The following is a 15,181-nucleotide window of genomic DNA, read 5'->3' on the forward strand; positions in this document are numbered from 1 at the left end:
AACGACTTTGCATTTCACCTGAAGCTAAACGACCACCTGCAACAGTGGCCTGACCTTTCTAGTTGTTACGCCTGCTGACAATCAGCGATAGCGCCAAGAACGACATCGTGCGGCACTCCGCCGCGCACTTCACTCTTCCCTATTGCAAGCGGGAGTACAAGACGCATCTCACCTGCCAATACTTTTTTATCGCGCATCATGTGGGGTAAATACGCTTGCGCCGACATCTCCTGCGGCCCGGTTACCGGCAAACCTGCACGCTCAAGCAGCGCAATGATGCGTGCCGTCTCTTCCGGCTTGAACTGTCCAAGACGTTCAGAGGTGCGGGCAGCCATTACCATTCCGGCCGCAACGGCTTCACCGTGCAGCCAGTTACCGTAACCCATTTCGGCTTCAATCGCGTGACCAAACGTATGCCCAAGATTCAGTAAAGCACGTAAGCCCGTTTCACGCTCGTCTGCCGCGACAACTTCTGCTTTCAGCTCACAGCAACGACGAATGCAGTATGCCAGTTTAGCCTCGTCCAGGCGCAACAACGCATCCATATTCTCTTCAAGCCAGTTAAAGAACTCGCCATCCAGAATAATGCCGTATTTGATCACTTCCGCCAGACCGGAAGCCAGCTCGCGCTTCGGCAGGGTTTTCAGACAGTCGAGATCCACCACCACCGATGCGGGCTGGTAGAACGCGCCAATCATGTTTTTACCGAGCGGATGGTTGACTGCCGTTTTGCCACCCACAGAGGAGTCGACCTGAGACAGTAACGTGGTCGGGATTTGAATAAAGCGGACACCACGTTGATAGCTTGCGGCCGCAAAGCCGGTCAGATCGCCCACAACACCGCCGCCCAGGGCAAGCAGTGTTGTATCGCGACCGTGCGGTTTTTGCAGCAATGCGGTAAAGACGGTATCCAGTACCGTCAGGCTTTTATACTGCTCGCCATCGGGGAGAATCACACTGTCGACTTTAACGCCCGCCTGCTCAAGCAGGTGGCGCACGCGGTCGAGATAAAGCGGAGCCAGCGTCTCATTGGTGACCAGCATCGCCTGATCACCCGCTTTCAGTGGTAAAAAGGAAGCTGGATCGTTAAACAAACCAGCCGCGATGGTGATAGGGTAACTACGTTCCCCGAGAGTAACTGTAATCCTCTCCATGACGCGACATCCACCTTTAATGCTTTACCCGCAGGCGAGTGTATATAAAGCCAGAATCAGTTGCTTTCCAGCATATGAATAATCTGGTTTGCAACCACTTTAGCGCTCTGATCGTCAGTACGAATGGTCACATCGGCAATCTCTTCATACAGCGGATTGCGTTCATCGGCCAACGCTTCCAGAACTTCGCGTGGTGGCGTTTCAACCTGCAGCAACGGGCGCTTTTTATCGCGCTGCGTACGTGCCAGCTGTTTCTCAATGGTCGTCTCAAGATAGACCACTACGCCACGGGCGGAGAGACGGTTGCGGGTTTCGCGAGATTTCACAGAGCCGCCGCCTGTTGCCAGAACGATGCCCTGTTTTTCCGTGAGTTCGTTGATCACTTTTTCTTCTCGGTCACGGAAACCTTCTTCGCCTTCTACGTCGAAAACCCAGCCCACATCAGCTCCGGTTCGTTTCTCAATCTCTTGATCAGAATCGTAAAATTCCATATTGAGTTGTTGAGCTAACTGACGCCCAATAGTGCTTTTGCCGGCACCCATAGGCCCAACCAGAAAGATATTGCGTTTCTCTGCCATTTTATCGGTACTACTAAGACTATTCGTTAATGGTAATCCCCGCTTCGCAGACACCCAGCGTAGCAGGACATGAACTGAAACCTCATATGCAATAGAGCGAGAGTCAGACTAAAAATTATCTCAATACTCCGGCTTGTTTGGCAACTGATTAAATCACCGCGCCGGGCGCATAAGGTAATAAGACGTAAGTCCAACTCAAATCGGTACTCCTTGTATGCTAATTCATGCCCCACGTCAAACTTCTGCAACAAACTGAATGCAAAATCATTGCGGAGATCGTCACCCGTCAGTGAATAGCGACCAGACGTGGTGTAATAAACACCACTAACTCGCGTCGTTCGTTATCTTTCCCGTCATGGCGAAAAAGCGCCCCAATCCAGGGAATGCTACCCAGCCCCGGTACGCTGTCAGTGCCGGTTTTGTTCTTCTGCGAAAAAATTCCGCCCAGCGCCAGCGTTTCTCCATTTTTTACCTCAACCTGCGTTTCTATCTCCTGTTTGTCGATAGCCAGCGTTTCACCGTCAGCCTGCTGCAGCACCTGTCCTGGCATATTTTCGCTGATGTGTAATTTCAGGCGCACGCGTCCCCCCGGCAATACCACCGGTGTCACCTCCATTCCCAATACCGCCTCTTTGAACTCAACGGAGGTCGCGCCGCTTTCACCGCTTGAGACCTGATACGGAATTTCACTGCCCTGCTTAATACTGGCCGGTTGCATATGCGAGGCCAGCAGCCGCGGGCTGGCGATGATATCGACCTGCTGTTTTTGCTCCAGCGCAGACAGCTCCAGATCCAGCAGCCGACCGTTGATTCGCCCGATATTAAAACCCACGTGGCTGGTGGCGCCAGGCACAGAAAGATCGCCGCCAAGCGTCGTGAGCTGTCCGACCTTGCCCGCGTCGGTGGCGTCGGCGAGATTCCACTTCACCCCCAGCTCGCGCAGACTTTTTTCAGTAATGGTCACAATGTGCGCAGCCAGCTCCACCTGCTCGACGGGAATATCCATCTGAGCGGCCCAGCGCTGGAGCGTATCCACCACCGTCTGGTTATCCCGGATCAGCAGGCGGTTGGTACGTTTGTCGACGGATAAGCTCCCCTTTGGGCTCAGGAGTTTTTCTGCGGCTTTTTGCAGGTCTGCGGCATCGGCATAGGAAAAAGAGATGCTCTGTGAGACCAGCGGTGCATCAAGCTGTCGACGCGTCCGCTCCTGCTCAGAACGTTCCTGCTGTTCACGCTGCCACGCTGCGGTATGAACATAAAAAATGCCCCCTTCCTCTCGCAAAACGAGCCCGGCGCTGGAGACAACCGTCTGTAGCGCTTGCCGCCAGGGGACGCGCGTCAGATTGAGCGAAAGCGTGCCGCTGACATCAGGCGATACCACCAGATTACGGCTCTCCTGTGCGACCAGCGCCTGCAGCACCTGGACCACAGGGACGTCATCCACCACCAGCGTGACCGGCTTCGGCGCGGCGGCCCACAGCGGATGGCTGAACGCCAGCAGCCACAGCATTATCCGTAAATTCATTTTTATCCGTTCCTTCTCGTTGCCACGTCCATCGGACGGGTTCACAGGTATCACCCACATCAACAACCAGCTCAGATTCATTGATGGCTGTTATCTGCCAGCCCGCCGGGAAGCGTTCGTACGCTTTCAGGCGGTACCAGCGCTTTTGCCCATCCTGTAAGATGCCAATAGCCTGACCTCCTCCCACCATGCCGCGATAGTGCCATTGCGCCAGTTCGCCAATGGCGCAAGGATCGTCCGGCGGGCGAAACGGATCGCGCATGCCTGTTAAGAGCAACACTGAGCAAACCAGCAAATATCGCGCGCTATTTCGCATGATTCAGCTCCAGCCGCAGGCGTAGCGCCTTACCTTCTGACGAAATAGCGAAAGCTGCGACCTGCACGTCCCGCTGCGCCAGCCGGGAAAAAAGCCCCGGGATCGCCGGCCACTCAACCTCCAGCGCCAGTTCTCCTCCGTTCGGCAGCGGCTTCCAGTGAACCAGCGTCGTGCCATTGTCCTGAAAATCGAGCGGTGAAAACGGCGTCAGCTCCCGTACTTCCGTCATTTCCGGGTGAAACGGCGCCTTTCTGACCGCAGGCCATAACGCCGCGTTTGCCCTTACGTCCTGGATAAGCTGGCGTTGTCGTTCAGCACACTGCTGGTCTAACGGTCTGAGCAAGATGCCCCACGCGGCCAATGCTGCCAGGAGACTCCCCAGGTACCAGCAGAGCACCCGAATCCAGGAACGACTCTCGCACCAGCGTTCCAACAGGGTATTCACGCGTTATCCCTCGCTTTTAAGATGAAAGGTAAACATCCAGCGCCCCTGATTATCCTGCCGAAGCTCGCCCGCCGTCCCGGGCGTAAAACCGGCGATTTTCCCAAGCGCATCATGCAGGGCGGACAGGGCTGGCAGGGTTGCGGCATACCCGGTCAGCATCAGCGCAGGCGGCTGATAGCGCAGTTCCGTCAGCCAGACCTGTGCAGGAATGGCGCTGGAAAGTGTTTCCAGCACCGGTTGCCACTGGCGTTGCTGACGCGCAGGCATCTGCGTTTGTGTAGCGAGCCTCTGGCGAGAGGCCAGCACGTGCTGCACGGATTGTGTTCCCGCCAGATCCGTTTGCAGGGCATGCAGGCGCATGAGATGGGTCATCCGCAGACAAAAAATGACCATAAGCATCACCAGCGCTGTGCCGAAAAACATCGCGCCCCAGAAACGCAGGTATCGCGCGCGCCGCTGCTGCCGCCACGGCAGAAGGTTCGTGATGCTCATTCGGGCACCTGACTCATCGCCAGCGCCAGCGCAACGGTATAATCAGCGCCGCATTCCGGTAACGGGGCATGGCAGCGTTCCAGGGTTTCCCACGGGTCACGTCGGCTATCAAACAGCGCGATGTCATCCGGACCAAGGGCCAGCAGCGCCGACAGCTCAGCCACGTTTTCTGCTTCCGCGGCAACGCGGCGGCCCCACTGGTGGCGCATTGCCCAGAGCCACTGCTCCTCGTCCCGCCAGGCGACACACTGCGCCGGGGCCACGGCAGGAAGAAGATTCTTCAGCGCGCTGGCATCCGGGGTAATGGTCACCAGCCGCAAACGCAGCGTTTTCCCCAGCGTCAGAAGCGTTTCGACCTCGTTATTTTGTGCCGCAGTGACGTGAAAGGTATTGCTGAAGGTGTCCTGCGCGTAATCGAAACGGAGCGTCTCTGCAGAGACCTCCAGCTCGCGCGAGAGTGCCCCGCCAAGCCATGAGAGCTGCTCGCTGTCGCGCAGCGCAATGGCCGGGCGGGGAAGCGACCTTTGCAGGGTGCGCGCGGCCGGGAAAGAGAGAAACACCCTGTGAGAGTGCGGCAACGTTTTCCGCCAGTCGCGCAACGCATCAACCAGCTGTTCTGGCTGACAAATCTTGCCGTCACGAATGATGCCTTCGGCCAGAGGAATTGCCCACCAGCGGCGCAAACACCAGCCCGACTTCTCCCGGACCAACGCGACGATCAGCACCCTATCCTGTTGAATATGAACGCCCGTTTGCCATGTTTTGAAAGCCATGCTTCACGATCTCCTTATCGCCCGTCACCTTGACGGCTATATCAATGCATCAGGCTTGCCTTTATACTACCGCGCGATTGTTTAGAAACTGCCCAAGTGAAACCAAATGGGAAATCTCCGGTGAAGTTCGTAAAGTATTTATTCATCCTTGCAGTCTGTTGCATTCTGCTGGGAGCAGGCTCGATTTACGGTTTATACAAATATATTGAGCCACAGTTGCCTGATGTCGCCACGCTTCGCGATGTGCGTCTCCAGATCCCGATGCAGGTCTATAGCGCCGATGGCGAGTTAATGGCGCAGTATGGCGAGAAGCGCCGTATCCCGCTGACCTTAAACCAAATTCCTCCTGTCATGGTGAAGGCCTTTATCGCCACCGAGGACAGCCGTTTTTACGAGCACCACGGTGTCGATCCGGTGGGGATTTTCCGTGCCGCGAGCATTGCGCTGTTTTCTGGTCATGCCTCTCAGGGGGCGAGTACCATTACGCAGCAGCTGGCGCGTAACTTCTTCCTCAGCCCTGAAAAGACGCTGACCCGTAAGATCAAAGAGGTGTTCCTTGCGATCCGTATTGAGCAGCTGCTGAGCAAAAACGAGATCCTTGAGCTGTACCTCAATAAAATCTACCTGGGCTACCGCGCCTATGGCGTGGGGGCTGCAGCGCAGGTGTACTTCGGTAAGCCCGTTGAGCAACTCACCTTAAGCGAAATGGCAACCATCGCCGGTCTGCCAAAAGCGCCTTCCACGTTTAACCCGCTCTACTCGCTCGATCGCGCCACCGCGCGCCGCAACGTCGTCCTGTCACGTATGCTGAGCGAAGGCTATATCAGCCAGAGCGAGTACGACCAGGCGCGCAGCGATGTCATTGACGCCAACTACCATGCCCCTGAGATTGCCTTCTCAGCCCCTTATCTGACCGAAATGGTTCGCCAGGAGATGGTGAACCGCTATGGCGATAAGGCCTATGAAGATGGCTACCGCGTTTACACCACCGTCACCCGCAAGGTGCAGCAGGCGGCTCAGGAAGCGGTGCGCAATAACGTGATGGACTACGATATGCGTCACGGCTATCGCGGTCCGTCAAACGTGCTCTGGAAAGTGGGCGAAAGCGCGTGGGACAGCAAAAAAATCACCAGTACGCTGAAGGCGCTACCAACCTATGGTCCGCTTCTTCCTGCCGTGGTGACGCAGGCCGATCCTCAGGAAGCCGTGGCGACGCTCGCGGACGGTACGTCCGTCTCCCTGCGTATGGATGGTATCCGCTGGGCGCGTCCGTACCGTTCGGATACCCTGCAGGGCCCAACCCCGCGTAAAGTGACCGATGCAGTACAAACCGGGCAACAAATCTGGGTGCGCAAGGTCGGTGATGCCTGGTGGCTGGCACAGGTGCCGGACGTCAACTCGGCCCTGGTCTCTATCAATCCACAGAACGGCGCAGTAATGGCTCTGGTCGGTGGCTTCGATTTCAACCAGAGCAAATTTAACCGCGCCACCCAGGCGCTGCGTCAGGTCGGTTCCAATATCAAACCGTTCCTCTATACGGCGGCGATGGATAAGGGCCTGACCCTTGCCAGCATCCTTAACGACGTGCCTATCTCCCGCTGGGATGCCGGCGCGGGTTCCGACTGGCAGCCAAAGAACTCCCCTGCGGAATATGCCGGCCCCATTCGTCTTCGTCAGGGCCTGGGACAGTCGAAAAACGTGGTGATGGTGCGTGCCATGCGCGCGATGGGCGTCGACTATGCCGCAGAGTATCTGCAGCGCTTCGGCTTCCCGGCGCAGAACATCGTTCGCACCGAATCGCTGGCGTTAGGCTCAGCCTCCTTTACGCCGCTTCAGGTCGCGCGTGGATACTCGGTGATGGCCAACGGCGGCTTCCTGATTGACCCGTACTTCATCAGTAAGATTGAGAACGATCAGGGCGGCGTGCTGTTCGAGGCGAAGCCGAAAATTGCCTGTCCTGACTGCGATATTCCGGTCATTTATGGCAACACGCCGAAATCTGACGTGCTTGAGAATAAGGACATGGAAGACCCTGCCGTGTCGCAGGAGCAGCCGAACGGCGTTGTACCGCAGCCGCAGCTGGAACAGGCGAACCAGGCGCTGGTCGCACAGACTGGCGCGCAGGAATATGCCCCGCACGTGATCAACACGCCGCTGTCGTTTCTGATTAAGAGCGCGCTGAACACCAACATCTTCGGTGAACCAGGCTGGCAGGGCACCGGCTGGCGCGCAGGGCGTGATTTGCAGCGCCATGACATCGGCGGCAAAACGGGGACAACCAACAGCTCGAAAGACGCGTGGTTCTCCGGTTACGGTCCGGGCGTGGTAACGTCAGTGTGGATCGGTTTCGACGATCATCGCCGTGATTTAGGCCGTACAACAGCGTCTGGCGCGATTAAAGATCAGATTTCCGGCTACGAAGGCGGCGCGAAAAGTGCGCAACCGGCCTGGGATGCCTACATGAAATCGGTTCTTGAAGGCGTACCGGAGCAGCCGCTGACGCCGCCGCCAGGCGTGGTGACGGTCAATATCGACCGCAGCACGGGCCAGCTCGCCAACGGCGGCAATAGCCGCGAAGAGTATTTCATCGAAGGCACGCAGCCGACCACACAGGCGGTGCATGAGGTGGGTACAGAGATTATTGATAACGGCGAAACGCACGAGCTGTTTTAAGCATAAAAATGCCCGGTAAAACCGGGCAAAGAATTGTAGGCCGGGTAAGGCGAAGCCGCCACCCGGCTTTTTTTATGGCCTACAGCCGCCCTTGACCCTTCAGCCACTCCCGGACCAGGAACAGCGCGCTCACGTTGCGCGCTTCATTAAAGTCTGGGTCTTCAAGCAGATCCATCAGATGCGCTAACGGCCAGCGGACCTGCGGCAGCGGCTCCGGCTCGTCCCCTTCCAGCGACTCAGGGTAGAGATCTTCAGCCACCACGATATTCATTTTGCTGGAAAAATAGGACGGTGCCATGCTCAGTTTTTTCAGGAACGAAAGCTCGTTCGCACCAAAGCCCACCTCTTCTTTCAGCTCGCGGTTTGCCGCTTCAAAGACGGTTTCGCCCGGGTCGATAAGCCCTTTTGAAAACCCAAGCTCGTAAGATTCCGTTCCCACAGCGTATTCGCGGATCAAAATCAGATGATCGTCGACAATCGGAACAATCATCACCGCTTCGCGCGAAGAGGGGCGCATACGTTCATAAACGCGACGCACACCGTTGCTGAACTCCAGGTCCACGCTTTCGACATTAAACAGGCGCGATTTGGCGACAGTTTCAACATTCAGAATGGTGGGTTTTTGTAGTGGTTTGCTCATCGTGATGGGTCTTAGCAGTGAGAACTGGCGTTATTGTGCGATATGCCGCACGGTTTCGGCAATGTCAATCGTTCTTTATTTACATTTATGCAACGTAGCAGGGATCAATCCTCAATTCAAAACAAAAGTCAAGAGGTTGAAATGTTTCCAGGAATTTGCTGATATCGCGCCATAACAGGCTTTGCTATCATCACCGGTCACTGGGATGCGCTTCAGAATGCTCAAGTTCGACTCCATACTTGCCGATAGCCAACCTCAGATTCTCGTTCAATGGAAAGGTGCTACTGACTACACCTGTAAGATAAGTAAGATGGGGAAAGCATGAGCACCATTTTGATTGTTCTCGCTGCTATGCTGGCCGGCGCGTTGGTTGCAGGGTGGATGTACAGGCGTCGCGTACAGCGCCGTTATCGTCTGCCCTTTTTAAATGCATTTGCGGGAGCGACCACGCGCAAACTCACGCAAGACGAGCGTGATGCGGTTGAAAACTATCTCGAAATTCTGAACCGTTCTCAGTTAACTCCTGGGCCGACGGGGGCCACCGCTGCGCCTGTCGCGCTAAAGCTTAATACGCAAAGCGATACCGTGCTCTGCGTGACGCGCTCCATCACGCGCTACGGCATAACTACCGACGATCCCAACAAATGGCGCTATTACCTCGATTCCGTTGAAGTGCACCTGCCCCCGTCCTGGGAGCAATACATTAATGACGAAAACAGCGTTGAGCTGATTCACACCGATTCGCTGCCCCTCGTTATCTCGCTTAATGGACACACGCTGAATGAGTACCTTCAGGAAGCCCCGCGTTTTGCGCTTGAGCGCGCGAGTTCGACGCAGGCCTCCATTCGTGGCGAAGAGACAGAGCAGATCGAACTGCTGAACATTCGCCAGGAGACGTATGAAGAGTACGCCCTGAGCCGCCCGGACGGCATTCGTGAAGCCGTTCTGATCGTCGCCGCCTTCCTGCTCTTTTTTATCTGCCTGCTGACGCCGGACGTGTTTGTCCCCTGGCTGGCCGGTGGTGCGGTGCTGCTGCTGGCAGGCGGGCTTTGGGGACTCTTTGCCCCGCCAGCCAAAACGTCGTTGCGTGAGATCCACTGCCTGCGCGGGACGCCAAAGCGCTGGGGCCTGTTCGGAGAAAACGATCAGGAGCATCTCAACAATATCTCGCTCGGTATTATCGACCTTATCTACCCGCGCCACTGGCAGCCGTGGATTGCGCAGGACTTAGGCCAGAAAACCGATATTGATATCTACCTTGACCGCCACGTTGTGCGTCAGGGGCGCTTCTTATCCCTGCATGATGAAGTGAAAAATTTCCCGCTTCAGCACTGGCTACGCAGTACGGTCATTGCCGGAGGCGCAGCGCTGGTCTTTGTCATGCTGCTGCTTTTCGTACCGCTGGATATGCCCATCAAATTCACCCTTTCGTGGATCAAAGGGGCGCAAACCATCGAAGCGACCAGCGTCAACAAGCTGGATGAAGCCGGTGTGCGCGTAGGGGACACGCTGCGCCTGAAGGGTACCGGCATGTGTAATATTCACGCCCCAGGGGCGTGGAACACGCGCCAGAACTCGCCGTTCATGCCGTTCGACTGCTCGCAAATTATCTGGAACGACGCACCGCCGCTGCCGCTGCCGGAATCCGAAGTGGTGAATAAAGCCACGGCCCTTACCCAGACGGTGAACCGCCAGCTGCACCCGAAACCGGACGATGATTCGCGCGTCAGCCCTGCCCTGCGCTCGGCCATTCAGAAATCAGGCATGGTCCTGCTGGATGATTTTGGTGACATCGTCCTGAAAACAGAAGATCTCTGCGCCTCGCAGGATGAGTGCATACGCCTCAAGAATGCGCTGGTCAACCTGGGGAACAGCAAAGACTGGGACTCGCTGGTAAAGCGCGCCGAAGCGGGACGCCTGGATGGCGTAAACGTGCTGCTGCGCCCGGTCAGCGCCGAATCGCTGGATAACCTGGTCGCCACCTCGACATCGCCGTTCATGATGCGCGAAACCACCCGTGCGGCTCAGGCGCTGAACAGCCCGGCACCGGGCGGGTTTGTGATAGTCAGCGATGAAGGCAGCGACCTGGTCGATCAGCCTTATCCGCAGGTAGCGCTTTATGACTACCCGGCGCAGGAACAGTGGAATCAATTCCAGCGCCTGGCGCAGATGCTGATGCAAACGCCGTTTAGCGCCGAAGGGATTGTTACGAGTATTTATACCGACGCCAACGGCACTCGCCATATCGGCCTGCACCGGATGCCGGATAGCGCAGGTTTGTGGCGTTACATCGGCACCTCACTGCTGATGATCGCGATGCTTGTCGCCATTTTCTGGAACGGTTTTATGGCCCTGCGCCGCTACCAGCGCTCGCGCACGCGGCTTGCCGAAATTCAGCAGTATTACGAAAACTGCCTCAATCCGAAGCTGATCCCCTCCTCTGAGAGCCTGATCTGATAACGTCGTTGCGCGACAAGATGTGCTACCCTGTCGCGCACGTTTCTTCTGGCTGGAGTTCCCCTTATGCATCTTGATATCGCCTGGCAGGAGGTTGATACCGTTCTGCTGGATATGGACGGCACGCTGCTCGATCTCGCCTTTGATAACTACTTCTGGCAAAAGCTGGTTCCTGAGACCTATGGCGAGCAACAGGGTATCTCCCCGGCAGAAGCACAGGCATTCATTCGTTCGCAATATAGCGCCGTGCAACATACGCTAAACTGGTACTGTCTTGACTACTGGAGCGAACGCCTCGGTCTGGACATTTGCGCCATGACCACCGCCCAGGGCCCACGCGCCGTTTTGCGCGAGGATACGGTTCCGTTCCTGGATGCGCTGAAAGCGAGCGGCAAGCGCCGCATTTTGCTGACCAACGCGCATCCACATAACCTGGCCGTGAAGCTGGAGCATACGGGGCTTGCGTCGCACCTTGATTTATTACTTTCCACCCACACATTTGGTTATCCGAAAGAGGATCAGCGTTTGTGGCATGCGGTGAAGGAAGAGACGGGTTTGCAGCCAGAACGCACGCTGTTCATTGATGACAGTGAACCCATTCTGGATTCCGCGGCTAAGTTTGGCATTCGCTACTGTCTGGGCGTTACCAATCCTGACTCGGGCCTGGCTGAAAAGAGCTATCTGCGCCATCCGGGACTGAATGACTATCGCCAGATGATCCCCTCACTGACCGTGAAGGAGACGCCATGAAAGAAAAACCCTCTGACGGGGTAAGACTGGATAAATGGCTGTGGGCAGCGCGTTTTTATAAAACCCGCGCCCTTGCCCGCGAGATGGTTGACGGCGGTAAAGTGCATTACAACGGCCAGCGCAGCAAGCCAAGCAAGCTGGTTGAGCTGAATGCCACCTTAACGCTGCGTCAGGGCAACGATGAGCGTACGGTAGTAATCAAAGCCATTACCGAACAACGACGGCCCGCAGCAGAAGCCGTACAGCTGTATGAAGAGACGGCGGAAAGCATTGAAAAGCGCGAGAAGACCGCGCTGGCGCGCAAAATGAACGCGCTGACTATGCCCCACCCGGACCGGCGGCCGGATAAAAAAGAGCGCCGCGATCTGATGAAATTTAAACACGGTGAGACCGAGTAAGCCTCACCTGCACGAGAGACTATTATGGCCCAACACGACCAATTACACCGCTATCTGTTTGAACAATTCGCCGTGCGCGGCGAGCTGGTCACCGTATCCGAAACCTGGAAACAGATTCTGGAAAACCACAACTACCCGCTGCCGGTGAAGACCCTGTTGGGCGAACTGCTGGTTGCCACCAGCCTGCTGACGGCGACGCTGAAATTTGCCGGTGATATCACCGTGCAGCTGCAGGGTGACGGGCCGATGACGCTGGCGGTAATCAACGGCAATAACCAGCAGCAGATGCGCGGCGTGGCGCGCGTTCAGGGCGACGTGCCTGAAAATGCAGACCTCAAAACGCTGGTGGGTAATGGCTACCTGGTGATCACCATCTCCCCGGAAGAAGGTGAACGCTATCAGGGCGTGGTGGGTCTGGAAGGCGATACCCTGGCGGCCTGTCTGGAAGATTACTTCATGCGTTCTGAACAGCTGCCAACGCGTCTGTTTATCCGCACCGGTGAAGTGGACGGCCAGCCTGCTGCGGGCGGCATGCTGCTCCAGGTTCTGCCTGCGCAGGACGCACAGACCAATGATTTTGAGCACCTGGCAACGCTGACCGAAACCATCAAGGCGGAAGAGTTGTTCAACCTGTCGGCGACCGACGTGCTGTGGCGTCTGTACCACGAAGAAGAAGTGACCGTCTACGACCCGCAGTCCGTGGAATTTAAGTGCACCTGCTCACGCGAGCGCTGCGCTGGCGCACTGAAAACCCTGCCGGACGAAGAGATCGACAGCATCATGGCGGAAGATGGCGAAATTGACATGCACTGTGACTACTGCGGTACGCACTACGTGTTCAATTCGATGGATATCGCTGAGATCCGTAACAACGCCTCCCCGGCGGACCCGCAGGTTCACTGATCCCCGCTGTCCGTTACCCTTATACAGTTCCCTCTCCCTCCGGGAGAGGGTTAGGGTGAGGGTAAAACACCCCCCAAAAGCTGAATCGTTTTCACAATGTAACTCTTACGTAATTTTCTTACGTGTATGCGATTACATTCACATTCTCTCCGATAAAATCACCAGCCTTTAACCTTTTCGGAACATTTTCCCCAACCAAAAAGCGATTCCTGCGATAATCCGCCTGCACTGTGACTGGAGTCGCAGCGTTTTCCGTTAGTAAGGGTTTTGTCCAGATGCGTAAATCTATGAGCCCCGTCGCGGTTAACAACCTCAGAAAAACCCTACAATTTCAGGCAGTACATATTGGCTAAGGAGCAGTGATATGCGTGTTACTGGTTTAACCCCGCAAGATCTCAAGGCTTATGGTATTCACGACGTCCAGGAAATCGTCTACAACCCCGACTACGATACGCTGTATCAGGAAGAGCTCAATCCAGCACTGGAGGGATACGAGCGCGGTGTGTTGACGAATCTTGGTGCTATCGCCGTCGATACCGGTATCTTTACCGGTCGTTCGCCGAAAGATAAGTATATCGTCCGAGACGAAACCACCCGCGATACGCTGTGGTGGGCTGACAAGGGCAAAGGGAAGAACGACAACAAACCGCTCTCTCCGGAAACCTGGCAGCACCTGAAAGGGCTCGTCACCCATCAACTTTCCGGCAAGCGTCTGTTCATTGTCGACGCTTTCTGCGGCGCTAACGCCGACACCCGTCTTTCCGTACGCTTTATTACCGAAGTGGCCTGGCAGGCGCATTTCGTGAAGAACATGTTCATTCGTCCAACCGACGAAGAGCTGCAGGATTTTACCCCTGATTTCATCGTGATGAACGGCGCAAAATGCACGAACCCACAGTGGAAAGAGCAGGGTCTGAACTCCGAAAACTTTGTTGCCTTCAACCTGACCGAGCGTATCCAGCTGATCGGCGGTACCTGGTACGGCGGCGAAATGAAGAAAGGGATGTTCTCCGTTATGAACTACCTGCTGCCGCTGCGGGGCATCGCCTCTATGCACTGCTCGGCGAACGTCGGGGAAAAAGGCGACGTGGCGGTGTTCTTTGGCCTTTCCGGCACCGGGAAAACTACGCTGTCCACCGATCCAAAACGTCGTCTGATTGGCGATGACGAACACGGCTGGGATGACGACGGCGTATTCAACTTTGAAGGCGGCTGCTACGCGAAGACCATTCGCCTGTCCGAAGAGGCCGAGCCGGATATCTTCCACGCCATCCGTCGCGACGCGCTGCTGGAAAACGTCACCGTGCGTGCCGACGGCTCTATCGACTTCGACGATGCGTCGAAAACGGAAAACACCCGCGTCTCTTACCCGATCTACCACATCGACAATATCGTCAAGCCGGTGTCAAAAGCGGGCCATGCCACGAAGGTCATTTTCCTGACGGCAGATGCGTTCGGCGTGCTGCCTCCGGTATCTCGCCTGACCGCCAGCCAGACGCAGTACCACTTCCTCTCCGGCTTCACCGCGAAGCTGGCGGGTACCGAGCGCGGCGTGACGGAGCCAACTCCGACCTTCTCCGCCTGCTTCGGTGCGGCCTTCCTGTCGCTGCACCCGACGCAGTACGCTGAAGTACTGGTGAAACGCATGCAGGCATCCGGCGCGCAGGCATACCTGGTGAACACCGGCTGGAACGGCACTGGCAAACGTATCTCCATCAAAGATACCCGCGCGATTATCGACGCCATTCTGGATGGTTCTCTGGACGACGCCGAAACCTTCACGCTGCCGATGTTTGACCTGGCCATCCCAACGTCGCTGCCGGGCGTGGATACGCATATCCTCGACCCGCGCAATACGTACGGTTCGCCGGAGCAGTGGCGCGAGAAAGCGGAATCGCTGGCGAAGCTGTTTATTGAAAACTTCGAGAAGTATACCGATACCCCGGCAGGTGAAGCGCTGGTGAGTGCTGGACCGAAGCTGTAGCCCTTCTCCCTCTCCCTGTGGGAGAGGGTCGGGGTGAGGGCATCAGGCCGCAAAGACCGTACCTTGTCGGGTGGCGGCTTCGCCTTACCCGAC

The 15,181-nt window shown here is 56.5% G+C and carries 14 protein-coding genes; 6 read left to right on the forward strand and 8 right to left on the reverse strand.

What is annotated here, in order from left to right; translation table 11 throughout:
• Nucleotides 1–65: 65 nt before the first annotated feature.
• The 7 genes from aroB to ACWHWP_RS22120 all read right to left on the reverse strand — a co-directional run bounded on the left by aroB (nucleotide 66) and on the right by ACWHWP_RS22120 (nucleotide 5,283).
• Nucleotides 66–1,154, reverse strand: coding sequence for a 3-dehydroquinate synthase (gene aroB / locus ACWHWP_RS22090; RefSeq protein ID WP_063958054.1), 1,089 nt, complete (start codon nucleotides 1,152–1,154; stop codon nucleotides 66–68).
• A gap of 56 nt (nucleotides 1,155–1,210) precedes the next feature.
• Nucleotides 1,211–1,732, reverse strand: a complete 522-nt coding sequence (gene aroK, locus ACWHWP_RS22095; RefSeq protein ID WP_003861630.1) for a shikimate kinase AroK — start codon at nucleotides 1,730–1,732, stop codon at nucleotides 1,211–1,213.
• Nucleotides 1,733–2,018: 286 nt separating this feature from the next.
• Nucleotides 2,019–3,242, reverse strand: a complete 1,224-nt coding sequence (hofQ, locus tag ACWHWP_RS22100; RefSeq protein ID WP_447856737.1) for a DNA uptake porin HofQ — start codon at nucleotides 3,240–3,242, stop codon at nucleotides 2,019–2,021.
• Nucleotides 3,169–3,537 (reverse strand): HofP DNA utilization family protein, encoded by a 369-nt coding sequence (locus ACWHWP_RS22105; RefSeq protein ID WP_447856403.1) that lies wholly within the window; start codon nucleotides 3,535–3,537, stop codon nucleotides 3,169–3,171. Before ACWHWP_RS22105 ends, hofQ begins: the two co-directional genes overlap by 74 nt.
• A gap of 25 nt (nucleotides 3,538–3,562) precedes the next feature.
• Nucleotides 3,563–4,018 carry a HofO family protein gene (locus ACWHWP_RS22110; protein ID WP_447856405.1) on the reverse strand — a complete coding sequence of 152 codons (456 nt, stop codon included), beginning with the start codon at nucleotides 4,016–4,018 and terminating at the stop codon, nucleotides 3,563–3,565.
• Nucleotides 4,019–4,021: 3 nt separating this feature from the next.
• Nucleotides 4,022–4,510, reverse strand: coding sequence for a PilN domain-containing protein (locus ACWHWP_RS22115; RefSeq protein ID WP_447856407.1), 489 nt, complete (start codon nucleotides 4,508–4,510; stop codon nucleotides 4,022–4,024).
• Nucleotides 4,507–5,283 (reverse strand): DNA utilization protein HofM, encoded by a 777-nt coding sequence (locus tag ACWHWP_RS22120; RefSeq protein WP_447856409.1) that lies wholly within the window; start codon nucleotides 5,281–5,283, stop codon nucleotides 4,507–4,509. The genes ACWHWP_RS22115 and ACWHWP_RS22120 overlap by 4 nt, the downstream gene beginning before the upstream one ends.
• Before the next feature lie 120 nt (nucleotides 5,284–5,403).
• On the opposite strand from ACWHWP_RS22120, the gene mrcA reads away from it, so the two are divergent.
• The gene (gene mrcA, locus ACWHWP_RS22125; protein ID WP_447856411.1) at nucleotides 5,404–7,956 is read left to right on the forward strand and encodes a peptidoglycan glycosyltransferase/peptidoglycan DD-transpeptidase MrcA; all 2,553 of its coding nucleotides are present in this window, start codon (nucleotides 5,404–5,406) and stop codon (nucleotides 7,954–7,956) included.
• 79 nt (nucleotides 7,957–8,035) lie between these two features.
• Here mrcA and nudE read toward each other — a convergent pair whose 3' ends face one another.
• Nucleotides 8,036–8,596, reverse strand: coding sequence for an ADP compounds hydrolase NudE (nudE, locus tag ACWHWP_RS22130; RefSeq protein ID WP_008503041.1), 561 nt, complete (start codon nucleotides 8,594–8,596; stop codon nucleotides 8,036–8,038).
• A gap of 321 nt (nucleotides 8,597–8,917) precedes the next feature.
• Here nudE and ACWHWP_RS22135 point away from each other — a divergent pair, with 321 nt between their 5' ends.
• The 5 genes from ACWHWP_RS22135 to pckA all read left to right on the forward strand — a co-directional run bounded on the left by ACWHWP_RS22135 (nucleotide 8,918) and on the right by pckA (nucleotide 15,088).
• The gene (locus tag ACWHWP_RS22135; protein ID WP_059311229.1) at nucleotides 8,918–11,053 is read left to right on the forward strand and encodes an intracellular growth attenuator family protein; all 2,136 of its coding nucleotides are present in this window, start codon (nucleotides 8,918–8,920) and stop codon (nucleotides 11,051–11,053) included.
• 66 nt (nucleotides 11,054–11,119) lie between these two features.
• Entirely contained in the window at nucleotides 11,120–11,803 is a 684-nt protein-coding gene (yrfG, locus tag ACWHWP_RS22140) for a GMP/IMP nucleotidase (RefSeq protein ID WP_047345742.1), read from the forward strand.
• A complete protein-coding gene (hslR, locus tag ACWHWP_RS22145) occupies nucleotides 11,800–12,201 on the forward strand; it encodes a ribosome-associated heat shock protein Hsp15 (RefSeq protein WP_059311228.1) in 402 nt (133 codons plus the stop codon). The genes yrfG and hslR overlap by 4 nt, the downstream gene beginning before the upstream one ends.
• Nucleotides 12,202–12,225: 24 nt before the next feature.
• On the forward strand, nucleotides 12,226–13,104 hold the full coding sequence (gene hslO, locus ACWHWP_RS22150) for an Hsp33 family molecular chaperone HslO (protein ID WP_023309492.1): 879 nt from the start codon (nucleotides 12,226–12,228) through the stop codon (nucleotides 13,102–13,104).
• A 364-nt stretch (nucleotides 13,105–13,468) separates the two neighbouring features.
• Nucleotides 13,469–15,088 carry a phosphoenolpyruvate carboxykinase (ATP) gene (pckA, locus tag ACWHWP_RS22155; protein WP_047345740.1) on the forward strand — a complete coding sequence of 540 codons (1,620 nt, stop codon included), beginning with the start codon at nucleotides 13,469–13,471 and terminating at the stop codon, nucleotides 15,086–15,088.
• The last annotated feature ends 93 nt before the right edge of the window (nucleotides 15,089–15,181 follow it).

Source organism: Enterobacter sp. WI-ESBL-E8 (assembly GCF_053364895.1).

Coding starts and splice junctions, on each gene's coding strand:
- aroB (WP_063958054.1), bottom strand. CDS start 1,154: ATGGAGAGGATTACAGTTACTCTCGGGGAACGTAGTTACCCTATCACC.
- aroK (WP_003861630.1), bottom strand. CDS start 1,732: ATGGCAGAGAAACGCAATATCTTTCTGGTTGGGCCTATGGGTGCCGGC.
- hofQ (WP_447856737.1), bottom strand. CDS start 3,242: ATGCTGTGGCTGCTGGCGTTCAGCCATCCGCTGTGGGCCGCCGCGCCG.
- ACWHWP_RS22115 (WP_447856407.1), bottom strand. CDS start 4,510: ATGAGCATCACGAACCTTCTGCCGTGGCGGCAGCAGCGGCGCGCGCGA.
- ACWHWP_RS22120 (WP_447856409.1), bottom strand. CDS start 5,283: ATGGCTTTCAAAACATGGCAAACGGGCGTTCATATTCAACAGGATAGG.
- nudE (WP_008503041.1), bottom strand. CDS start 8,596: ATGAGCAAACCACTACAAAAACCCACCATTCTGAATGTTGAAACTGTC.
- ACWHWP_RS22135 (WP_059311229.1), top strand. CDS start 8,918: ATGAGCACCATTTTGATTGTTCTCGCTGCTATGCTGGCCGGCGCGTTG.
- yrfG (WP_047345742.1), top strand. CDS start 11,120: ATGCATCTTGATATCGCCTGGCAGGAGGTTGATACCGTTCTGCTGGAT.
- hslR (WP_059311228.1), top strand. CDS start 11,800: ATGAAAGAAAAACCCTCTGACGGGGTAAGACTGGATAAATGGCTGTGG.
- hslO (WP_023309492.1), top strand. CDS start 12,226: ATGGCCCAACACGACCAATTACACCGCTATCTGTTTGAACAATTCGCC.
- pckA (WP_047345740.1), top strand. CDS start 13,469: ATGCGTGTTACTGGTTTAACCCCGCAAGATCTCAAGGCTTATGGTATT.